Origin of the sequence: Phascolarctobacterium succinatutens CAG:287, from assembly GCF_000434895.1 — a bacterium.
Lineage (GTDB): Bacteria > Bacillota > Negativicutes > Acidaminococcales > Acidaminococcaceae > Phascolarctobacterium_A > Phascolarctobacterium_A succinatutens_A.
Genome location: NZ_FR892797.1, coordinates 9,238 through 19,701, shown reverse-complemented (window position 1 = coordinate 19,701; position 10,464 = coordinate 9,238). Strand labels below are relative to the sequence as shown.

Below are 10,464 nucleotides of genomic sequence, written 5' to 3'. Positions count from 1 at the left end.
TTATGGAAGCACGTTTGTTAGATGAAAGACGTGAAGGCATTGCTGAGGGCGAAGCAAATGCCAACATTGCTACTGCTAAACGCCTTTTCAGCATGGGACTTTCTGTGCAGGATATCGCCAAGGCTACTTCTCTCCCTATTGAACAGGTTAAAGCATTGCAAGCTGAGCAACAACCATAAACTAAAATTAATATTATAATTAAAGGCGTTCTACCGTACCTAAGTAGAACGCCTTTACTGTTTTTGCCCCTTAACGACAGCCCTTTTCAAAGAAAACCTCCGCACCATCCCGCAACAAATAATTTACAATCTTTTTGCTTGTAGCACACAAATATGCTGTGCTATAATATACACCGCAATTTTATAGAATGAAAGTCAGGTGCTTTATATATATGGAAAACAAAATAACTACCCGCGAATGGCTGCCGTTAATCGGCATGACCGTTTCCGCTTTTATTTTTAACACATCGGAATTTATGCCCATAGGCCTTTTATCCGATATCGCCGCAGATTTTCGCATGACCGAAGCGCAGGCCGGTATGCTGATTACCATTTATGCCTACGTCGTAATGCTCATGAGCCTGCCGCTGATGATTGCCGCTTCCCACTATCCGCTGCGCAAGCTTTTGCTGGCAACCATCAGCCTGTTCGCCATATCGCATGTAGCCTCTGCCTTTGCCACCGGCTTTTGGACGCTGCTGCTTTCGCGTATCGGCGTAGCCTTCGCCCACTCCATTTTCTGGTCTGTCGCCTCGCCTATCGCCGTGCGTCTGGTCAAAGGTCCCTTTAAAGCGCTGGCTATGAGCATGATTGTAACCGGCACGGCCATCGCCATCATCGTCGGCCTGCCCTTAGGACGTATCATCGGCCTTTACGTAGGCTGGCGCATGGCCTTTATGTGCATCGCTGTTTTGGCCTTCATCGTATTGGCCTATATGTTCTTCGTCTTCCCCAAGCTGGAAAAAAGCGAACCGTTTACGCTTTCGCAGTTGCCGGTAATGCTGAAAAATCCTGTGCTCATCGGCCTCTATATGATGTCCTTTTTGCTCCCCACCGGCTATTACACCGCCTACAGCTATATCGAGCCTTACCTGAAGCAGATTGCGATAATGGATGATGCCTGGATAACCATCACCTTGGTTATTTTCGGTGCTGCCGGACTTTTGGGCAGCGCAGCCTTTTCCAAATGGTACGATAAATGCCGCTATCACTTCTTCCGCATCACCGTACTTGGCGTTGCAGTTGTTTTGCTGCTGCTCTACACCGTAAGCATGAATCATTATCTGCTGGTGCTGCTCTGTGCAATCTGGGGCATCTTCGTTACGGCCTTCAACGTTGTAGGCCAGGCAGAGCTTTTGCGCACAACTACTATGAGCACCTCCGCTGTAGCTATGTCGATTTACTCCGGCATTTATAATCTTGGTATCGGCAGCGGCAGCTATCTTGGCGGACTTATCTGTACGCATTCTTCCATCGCTTATATAGGTCTCGGCGGCGGCGCAATCGTGCTGCTTTCCTTTATTTACTGTGCCTTTTTCCTGATTCCTGCTATGCGTCGCCAGCAAGTAGAGGCTGAAAAATAAATTTAACCGCCGAAAAGCGTATAATAAACTGTATATTAAATTTCCTCACTTGCTATATTTCCTGTTTTTATTTATAATTAAGAGATGCGTAAGATTACAAAGAAGGAGATTTTCTATCAATATGTCTGCAAGTACAACCAAAACCAAGAATCAACCATCCCGTAAACCTGTATTGCTGGATTACTTAAAAGCCTTCACTAAGGATAAATTGATTTTTGCAGCGCGTCAGCTCTGCATTACCTACAGTAAGCTCAAAAAGGACGAGCTGGCAGAAAAAATCTGCACAGAAATGCAAAAGCCGGAAATTGCAGCAAAACGCTTTGCTATTATGCCGGACGAAAATATTCAGGCCTTCGAAGCAGCCCTGGAGAAAAAATGCTTCCACCCTACCTACAGTGAATATGCACTGCTGCTGCCCTTTATTTCTATGGGATACATTGTTTCCTATCCCGATGACTGCTTTGAAGCAGTAAAGGAAGCACGCACCGTCTACAAAAAAATCAACACCGCAGACTTTCAGGCTCGCCGCCAACAGCTGGCATGGCTGTTGGACTGCATCACCGCTATGTCCAGCCTGCACCTTATCCTGCCGGTGGAATTTTTCTGCGAAATGTATAATCAAAAAGCAGGCTTTGAGCTTACTCCGGAAGCTCTGCCGCAATTACTTGCCGAGGTTCCGAGTAACTTTAACCCCTGCGCAATCAAAGACGGTCACATTCTGCTTAAGAAAAATGACAGCGATGATTTCTACACCAGACTGGAGCAGGGCAGAAAGCCCTTCGGCCTGTACCTGCCTACCGTAAAGGAAATCACCATGCTTTCCCACTACGGCTATCTGCAATCTACTACCGCATATCAGGATCTGCATGACTTCTTCACTCAAGAGCTGAATGTTGCGGCACTGGATGCACATTACTGGTGCCAATATATCTATGAATTTGAGAACTCTAATACTGACGGTAACACCTCCGAGCTGATTCAGAAGCTGCAGGCTAATATTCCTGCCTGGAACAATTACAGTCACCTCAGCAGACTTTCCGTACTGCTGCAGAACGCCCGCAACAGTGCTACCCGTATGTTCTGCCTCGGCGGCCACACTCCTAACGAAACTATCAAGCTGCTGCGCGATGCACAACAGGCTACTCAGCAAAACACACGCGTAGGTGCCAAGGCAAAAAAGGTTTATCCCAATGACCCCTGTCCCTGCGGCAGCGGCAAAAAGTATAAAAAATGCTGCGGTAAAAAACACTAAGCAGCAAGCTAAGCTTTAGCGTAAGAAGGGATTACAATGAAGAAATTTTTAGTTGTTGATTTTGAATTTACTACCTACGAGCGCCCTGTCGGCCGTCCGCGCGGCTTCTTTTCCGAGATTATCGAAATCGGCGCAGTGAAGCTGGACGGCGAACCGCTCACCGACTGCGGACGCATCCAGAGCTTTGTCAAACCGCATTTTTATCCTAAGCAAGCCAAGGATTCTATGGATTTTTGCATGATAACAGCCAAGGATATGCAGCAGGCCATTGAATTCCCTGCTATGGTGCAGGAGCTGGCAGCGCTGTACGAAAGCGGCGAAACCTACTTTGTAGCCTGGGGAACCGAGGATTACAAGGTGCTGCAGACAGGCTGCGAGCGTCACAAAATCGAAAACCCCGTAAAGTACGAGGACTATCTTGATTTAGCGTTGGCTTACCGTCTGTGGAAGGGTGATGACTACACCACCGGTCTGAAAAAGGCTACCGAGGAGCAGGAGGTCAACACCGCCGGCCTGTGGCACACCGCCTTTGATGATGCCAACAACACCGGCAAGCTGCTGATTGAAATGTTTAACCGCGGCTGGAAGCTGGAGGATTTCTTCGCTGCCCGCGAGGCTTACGAAGCAGAGCGCGCTGCCCGTCAGGCAGAACGTGCCAAGCACCATAACGGTTACAGAAGATGGTAAAATTTTAAAGCGCATAAAAAAAGCTATCACCGGGATAAGCCCGCTGATAGCTTTTTTGCTGTTTATCTTTTAGTAACGGCTGAAAATCTCCTGCACCTCGCTGCGCTCCTGCGTCCGCAAAAGTGCCAGCTGCAGCAAAAGGCGTGCCTTTTGCGGATTCAAGTTATCCGCATACAAAAAGCCCTGCTCCTGCCAACGCTCCAGGCCTGCGGCAACAATACCGCTGCTGGTGCGGCTGCTGCGCACTACAATAACGCCGCGGCCGACAGCCTCTGCCAGCGCTGCCTCCACAGCCTCATGAATGCTTCCCATGCCGCTGCCGGCGTAGATAAGGCCACGCGCGCCTGCTACCAGTGCCGCATCCACAAATACGCGGTCCTCACCGATATGCGTGTAGATGATATCCACGCGCGGCAAAGCAGTAACACCGCTCACATCAAATTCGCTCTGCAGTGTGTGCGGACGCACGCTGCGATAATAGTAATGTACCTCACCGCCAACGATAAAGCCTAAAGGACCACCGTTCGTTGCCTTGAAGGTTGCCACATTCGCCGTGTTTGTCTTGGTCACGTCACGCCCGCTGTAGATTTCATCGTTCATCATCACCAATACGCCCTGCCCGGCGCTTGCAGCATCCACAGCCACCTTAACAGCGTTGATAATATTCAAAGGTCCGTCGGCACTGACTGCGGTGGCAGGACGCATTGCACCCACGAGTACCACCGGCTTAGCACTCTTTACCGTCAGGTTCAGGAAGAAGGCCGTTTCTTCCATAGTATCGGTACCATGGGTAATAACAACGCCGTCGACATCCTCCTGCGCCAGCAGCTCATTGCAGCGTTGCGCCAGTCGCAGCAATAAAGCATCGGTAAGACTGCTGCTGTCGATATTGCACAGCTGCTCGCCGCTGATATGCGCCAGCTCGCCCAGTTCAGGCACACCCGCCAGCAAATCGGCAACGCTGTAGGCACCAGCAGTATAGCCAGTCATCTGGGTACCGGAAGCAGCCTTGCCGGCAATAGTGCCGCCGGTTGCTAAAATTACAATGTTCTTCAACTCAGTTTTTTCCATCAGCCTAACCTCCATCAGTCCTTCTTTCAGCTTCGCAGCCAATGCTTATTTTACCAGTCCCTTTTCCTGCAGATAATCGGATACCATGTCTGCCGCTTCGGCAGTAATCTTAATACATTTAGTTCTGTATTCCGGTGTGCCGAAGCTCAGACGGTTCAGCGCTCTGCAGCAGGAAGTGCCGAAATGCTTGGTAAAGCGCTCATGAAACTCATGCGTATATTTATAGACCTCTGTCTGATGCTTTTCGGACGGATTCAATCTGCCCACGATAGAACTGATAACCAGGCAGGAACCGCTCAGCGCACCGCACACGCAGCCGCTGCGGCCGATACCGCCGCCCATGCCGGACACCATGCGGATTGCTGCATCCGGCAGGCCCAGCTCTAAGCCTTCGTTACACGCCTTAACTACGGATTCCACGCAGTTATTGCCATCGTTATGATATTGTTCTGCTAAATCATAAATTTCCTTCATATTCTATGCCTCCAAAAAATAACCTAATCCTGTTTATTTTAGCAAGCATAGAACAAAATAGCAAGAAAAATGCTGTGACCGAAAAGCCACAGCATTGTATATCAAAGACCGAACATAGTCTTTGCCAGTTTTATTCCGCTCTCTGTTTTAAAAATCCGCTCCACAGCCTTAGCAATATTCTCCTTCGGCGTACCGTCCTCATAAAAATTTACTATAAAATCAGCTTCCACAAGCAACTGATAATCAAGACCGTCAATGATATTATACGTATGGTGATGAGCGACAAGATAGCAGATGCGTTCAATTTTTTCAGGGGCATACCCAACCTTTTGCAAAAGTTTGCGTGCTACCGCAGGTCCTTCCTGCTCCTGAATTTTGCCTGTGCAGTGACCGGCACCATACTTGGCCTCGCCGGGTTTAATACCGCAGTCATGCACAAGACCGGCCGCCTCCACAAGCTCTGTCAGCTCTGCATCAGCAGCCTCGCTCTCAGCCAGCTGCTTGGCCAGGCTGGCAACCTTGATAAAATGCTGGCAGCGGCGTGCATCTCCGGCAAAAAAAGCTATCATCTCATTATATAAAGCAACGTTTTTATTCATAGCATTCACTCCAATCCGACTAAAATACGATTCAATCTTATTTTGGCCTAAACAATGCAGTTTGGCAAGTTTTTTCGCCATAATAATATTATAAAAGTATTCTCTCCCAACACACAGAAAAGCGCTCTTAGCCTGCATTACGCAAGACATCGAGCGCCTTCCTGTTTTATTAGGGAGTTTGATTAGGGAGAAGCAAATTATTTTTCCTCAATAGGATAATCCTGCAGAGCATCATAGCCTGTTTCACCGGTACGAATCTTTACAACATCCTCAACATCATAGATGAAGATTTTGCCATCGCCGTATTTGCCGGTATACAGAACCTGCTTAGCAACATTGACTACTGCTGCAACAGGAATTGCGGAAACAATCATTTCAACCTTTACCTTCGGCAGCAGGTGAGCTGCAACCTCGGCACCACGATACATTTCCGTAGAGCCCTTCTGAATGCCGTAGCCTAAAACCTTGGTAACAGTCATGCCGGTAATTCCCAGCTTATCCAAAGCATTCTTCAATGCTTCGAAACGATTTTGCGAGGTGATAATAACAACCTTGCTCATCTTTACTGCACCTGCAGGCTTAGCTGCAGTTTCCTTGACCGGAGTAACATAAGTAGTAGTAACAGAGGTCTGTGCCTCCAACGGGGTTTGCATAAAGTCGGCATAGCTGCTGAGCAGGCCATGCTCTTCCATATCCAGACCTTTGATTTCTTCGGATTCCTTAACACGCAGACCGAAGAGCTTATCAAGAACTTTAAAGATAATCGTCATCGTAATCGCAACATAGATTGCTACAACTACAACGCCGAGGATTTGTTTTACCAGGAAATCAGTACCGCCGCTATAGAAGAGGCCGCCGTCAAGAGCGAAGAGGCCGGTTGCGATAGTACCGAAGGCACCGCAGACACCGTGAACAGAAATTGCACCGACAGGATCATCAATCTTCAGCTTCTGGTCGAAGAATTCAACAGCAGCAACTACCAGCACACCGGCAATCAGGCCGATGATTAAAGCGCCGGCCGGGCTTACCATGTCGCAGCCTGCGGTAATTGCTACCAGACCTGCAAGCACGCCGTTCAGTGTCATGGAAACATCAGGCTTGCCGTAGCGAATCCAGGTGTAAATCATAGTTGCGGTAGCAGCAGCTGCTGCAGCCATGTTAGTGGTAATGAAGATAGCACCCATGGAAACCAAGGCGTCATCACCGGTTGCACAGACGGTGGAAGCACCGTTGAAGCCGAACCAACCGAACCAAAGGAGGAAAACGCCCAAGGCACCAAGCGGAATGCTGTGACCGGGAATAGCGTTTACCGTACCGTCGGCATTGTATTTGCCGATACGCGCGCCAATCATCTTGGCACCGACAAGAGAAGCAACGCCGCCTACCATATGAACGGCAGTGGAACCGGCGAAATCATGGAAGCCCATCTGTGCGAGCCAGCCGCCGCCCCAAATCCAGTGACCGCTAATCGGGTAGATAATAGCGCTGATTAATACGCTGTAAATGCAATATACCAGGAAGTTGGTACGTTCTGCCATAGCACCGGAAACAATTGTTGCTGCGGTAGCACAGAACATCGTCTGGAAGATGAAGTACGCAGTGCTCGGATAGCTGGCACCGTAATCACCTTTTACAAAGAAGTCCGGCGTGCCGATGAAGCCGCCGATATCGGTACCAAACATCAGGCCAAAGCCCAGAACCCAGAAAACGATGGAGCCAAGGCACATATCCATGACGTTTTTCATAACGATGTTGCCGGCATTTTTGGCTCTGGTAAAGCCTGTTTCAACCATTGCAAAACCAGGCTGCATAGAAAATACCAGGAAGGCACCTATCAGCACCCATATAGTATCGGCAGATACATATTTGTCCATTTGTAAACACCCCTCAAATTATAATAATTTTTAACGTGTCATTGAGCAGCGCTCACATGGCATTAGCTAAAGAAAGAGGGGCGTACCCGATTTTTCGGATACACCCCATTGTGTATGAGTTTTTATTGTTTTATATATTATTTTATCTTAACACACCTTACTCGAGGCTGTCGAGAAGGCAACTGCAGCTTACTCATTTACACCAAACAACAACTCACCATAAGTCGGATAGTCGAGATACTTACCACCGGTCAAAGCTTCGGCAGCATCAACAGCACTTCTCAGCTTGCCCATTTCTTCAAGAACAGTATCGTGATAGTACAGAGCCTGTTTCTCGCTATCGCCGATTTCTGCTGCTTCCTTCAAGCCATCTTCCAGCTTCAGGGAGGATGCATACATTTCTCCGCCCAGCTTGCTCAGCTTATCGGCAAGTGCGCCTTCAAAGCCTGCGCTGACACCGGCAGCCTTTTTATCAAGTACTGCTTTGGTCAAATCTCCGGTATAAGCGGTAACTGCCGGGAGGATGTCCTTATGGAACATATCCAGCATGGTTGCTGCTTCGATAGAAATTGTGGTGCTGTAGTTCTCCAGCAGGATTTCTACACGGGATTCAACCTCGGCTTTTGTAAAGATGTTATGCTTTTCGAACAGCTCGATGTTCTTGGCATGTCCCAGATACGGCAGAGCCTCCGGAGTAGATTTGAGGTTCAGCAGGCCACGTTTAGCAGCTTCCTCAACCCATGCATCGGTATAACCGTTGCCGTTGAAGACAATACGTTTATGAGCTTTATAGGTTTCTTTAACCAAATCATATACTGCTGCTTCCAGATCAGGAGCATCTGCCAGCTTATCAGCAAATTCATCCAGCTCTTCGGCAACGATGGTATTCAGTACAATGTTGGGACCTGCGATGGAGAACATGCTGCCCAGCATACGGAATTCAAATTTATTGCCGGTGAAGGCGAAGGGAGAGGTTCTGTTTCTGTCGGTGTTGTCCTTAACAAGAGCAGGAATGGTATCGTCGCTTACCTTGATGTAACTTTCTGGGTTGCCGTTGTAAACCTTGTCTGCTGCAATAGCTTCGAGAACTGCAGTCAGCTCAGTGCCAAGGAACATAGATACGATAGCCGGAGGAGCTTCGTTAGCGCCCAGACGATGGTCATTGCCGGCGCTGGCAACAGATACACGCAGCAGATCCTGATATTCATCAACAGCCTTGATAATTGCTGCCAGGAAGGTCAGGAAGCGCAGGTTTTTGTACGGCTCCTTGCCGGGATCCAGCAGATTCAGGCCTTCTTCCGTAGATAAGGACCAGTTGTTATGCTTGCCGCTGCCGTTGACGCCGTCGAAGGGTTTTTCATGCAGCAGGCAAACAAGACCGTGACGCAGAGCAACACGTTTCATGAACTCCATCATCAGCTGGTTATGGTCAGACGCTACGTTAGTAGTGGTAAAGATTGGTGCCAGCTCGTGCTGTGCCGGAGCAACCTCGTTATGCTCGGTCTTGGCGAGTACGCCCAGCTTCCACAGCTCATCGTCCAAATCCTTCATGAAGGAAAGTACTCTTTGTTTGATAATGCCGAAGTAGTGGTCGTCCAGCTCCTGACCACGCGGAGATTTCGCACCGAAAAGGGTACGGCCGGTGTAAACCAGGTCTTTACGTTTTTCCCACATTTTTTTATCTACGAGGAAATATTCCTGTTCCGGACCAACAGTACTGTTGACGCGGATAGTATCAATGCCGAACAGCTTCAGCAGCTTGCAGGCTGCTTTGCTGACTGCATTCATGGAACGCAGCAGCGGAGTCTTTTTATCCAGCACTTCGCCGGTGTAGGAGCAGAAGGCTGTAGGAATGCACAGGCAGTTATCTTTGATAAATGCATAGGAGGTCGGGTCCCATGCTGTATAGCCGCGGGCTTCGAAGGTTGCACGCAAGCCGCCGGACGGGAAGCTGGAAGCATCAGGCTCGCCCTGAATCAGCTCTTTGCCGGAGAAGTCCATAATAACACGGCCTTCGGCAGTAGGAGAAATGAAGCTTTCATGCTTTTCAGCAGTAATACCGGTCATCGGTTGGAACCAATGGGTGAAATGAGTGCAGCCATGCTCCAGAGCCCAGTCCTTCATAGCATTGGCGATGATATTAGCAATTTCCAGATTCAGCGGAGTGCCTGCCAGCACTGCTGCCTTATATGCCTTATAGGTTGCAGTCGGCAGACGGTCCTTCATAACGCTTTCGTTAAAAACTAAGCTGCCAAACAGTTTCGGTACATCATTCATTGTAAAACCTCCCTAATTTCTCTCTGAGAATTTCCTTGGGTTTACGAAGTGTAAGCCCCTCATTTGAATTACATTTTTTGTGCTTTACAGATTTTCTTCTCTCTGGCTCTGTAAATAAGAAAGCACCGTCAGCTGCGCCCTGCGCTGCTACGGTGCTTCATTGCACTTATCATGGGTAAGAGGATAATTCTCACCGCTGATATAAAAGAAAAAGCAACTACGAAGTTTGGATCTTTCAATCCAACAACCACGTCGTTGCTTTATGCGCTTATTATAATACTAGGTTTTCAATTTGTAAAGAGGGTAAGAGGAAAAATTTTTATTTTTTTCGTGTAAAACGCTTTTTCTGTTAGCGTCACAATTAACATTTCGTTCCGTTCAGAAAAAATTTTCCGTGCCCAAAGGGCACAACGCAAATTTCGTGTTGAACCATATACGAAGTGCTGCAAAACTCGCGCGAAGCTAGGAATTTTTGCAAGATAAGCATACAATAGCGCTCAAACAATGCAGCACTTCGATGCTTCCAGACACTCATTTGCTAAAATTTTTATTCAATTCCCGATATGTTAATTGCTTTTCGCATGAATATCTTCAAAAACTAATGCTAATATAAAATTAACGGTTATACTACACACGCTTCAGCAGGAT

8 protein-coding genes are annotated in these 10,464 nt (G+C 48.1%); 3 read left to right on the top strand and 5 right to left on the bottom strand.

All coding sequences use genetic code 11. From position 1 onward, the window contains the following. Nucleotides 1–391 precede the first annotated feature (391 nt). The 3 genes from BN587_RS06930 (at nucleotide 392) to BN587_RS06920 (ending at nucleotide 3,521) form a co-directional block, all read left to right on the top strand. Nucleotides 392–1,582 carry an MFS transporter gene (locus BN587_RS06930; RefSeq protein WP_021720412.1) on the top strand — a complete coding sequence of 397 codons (1,191 nt, stop codon included), beginning with the start codon at nucleotides 392–394 and terminating at the stop codon, nucleotides 1,580–1,582. 121 nt (nucleotides 1,583–1,703) lie between these two features. Further along, nucleotides 1,704–2,834, top strand: a complete 1,131-nt coding sequence (locus BN587_RS06925) for an SEC-C metal-binding domain-containing protein (protein WP_021720411.1) — start codon at nucleotides 1,704–1,706, stop codon at nucleotides 2,832–2,834. A 36-nt stretch (nucleotides 2,835–2,870) separates the two neighbouring features. Beyond that, nucleotides 2,871–3,521 carry an exonuclease domain-containing protein gene (locus BN587_RS06920; RefSeq protein ID WP_021720410.1) on the top strand — a complete coding sequence of 217 codons (651 nt, stop codon included), beginning with the start codon at nucleotides 2,871–2,873 and terminating at the stop codon, nucleotides 3,519–3,521. Nucleotides 3,522–3,590: 69 nt separating this feature from the next. Here the strand turns inward: BN587_RS06920 and BN587_RS06915 are convergent, their stop codons facing one another. The 5 genes from BN587_RS06915 to BN587_RS06895 form a co-directional block, all read right to left on the bottom strand. Next, nucleotides 3,591–4,607 (bottom strand): asparaginase, encoded by a 1,017-nt coding sequence (locus tag BN587_RS06915; protein ID WP_044484481.1) that lies wholly within the window; start codon nucleotides 4,605–4,607, stop codon nucleotides 3,591–3,593. 30 nt (nucleotides 4,608–4,637) lie between these two features. Next, nucleotides 4,638–5,066: a C-GCAxxG-C-C family (seleno)protein gene (locus BN587_RS06910; protein WP_021720408.1), complete on the bottom strand. Its 429-nt coding sequence runs from the start codon at nucleotides 5,064–5,066 to the stop codon at nucleotides 4,638–4,640. A 101-nt stretch (nucleotides 5,067–5,167) separates the two neighbouring features. Beyond that, nucleotides 5,168–5,665: an HD domain-containing protein gene (locus BN587_RS06905; RefSeq protein WP_044484477.1), complete on the bottom strand. Its 498-nt coding sequence runs from the start codon at nucleotides 5,663–5,665 to the stop codon at nucleotides 5,168–5,170. Between the two features lie 197 nt (nucleotides 5,666–5,862). After that, on the bottom strand, nucleotides 5,863–7,539 hold the full coding sequence (locus BN587_RS06900; RefSeq protein ID WP_021720406.1) for an ammonium transporter: 1,677 nt from the start codon (nucleotides 7,537–7,539) through the stop codon (nucleotides 5,863–5,865). 189 nt (nucleotides 7,540–7,728) lie between these two features. Beyond that, on the bottom strand, nucleotides 7,729–9,816 hold the full coding sequence (locus BN587_RS06895; protein WP_021720405.1) for a glutamine synthetase III family protein: 2,088 nt from the start codon (nucleotides 9,814–9,816) through the stop codon (nucleotides 7,729–7,731). Nucleotides 9,817–10,464: the final 648 nt, after the last annotated feature.

Bases quoted from the DNA above. Each gene is read 5' to 3' on its own strand.
- BN587_RS06930 (WP_021720412.1), top strand. From the start codon at position 392: ATGGAAAACAAAATAACTACCCGCGAATGGCTGCCGTTAATCGGCATG.
- BN587_RS06925 (WP_021720411.1), top strand. From the start codon at position 1,704: ATGTCTGCAAGTACAACCAAAACCAAGAATCAACCATCCCGTAAACCT.
- BN587_RS06920 (WP_021720410.1), top strand. From the start codon at position 2,871: ATGAAGAAATTTTTAGTTGTTGATTTTGAATTTACTACCTACGAGCGC.
- BN587_RS06915 (WP_044484481.1), bottom strand. From the start codon at position 4,607: ATGGAGGTTAGGCTGATGGAAAAAACTGAGTTGAAGAACATTGTAATT.
- BN587_RS06910 (WP_021720408.1), bottom strand. From the start codon at position 5,066: ATGAAGGAAATTTATGATTTAGCAGAACAATATCATAACGATGGCAAT.
- BN587_RS06905 (WP_044484477.1), bottom strand. From the start codon at position 5,665: ATGAATAAAAACGTTGCTTTATATAATGAGATGATAGCTTTTTTTGCC.
- BN587_RS06900 (WP_021720406.1), bottom strand. From the start codon at position 7,539: ATGGACAAATATGTATCTGCCGATACTATATGGGTGCTGATAGGTGCC.
- BN587_RS06895 (WP_021720405.1), bottom strand. From the start codon at position 9,816: ATGAATGATGTACCGAAACTGTTTGGCAGCTTAGTTTTTAACGAAAGC.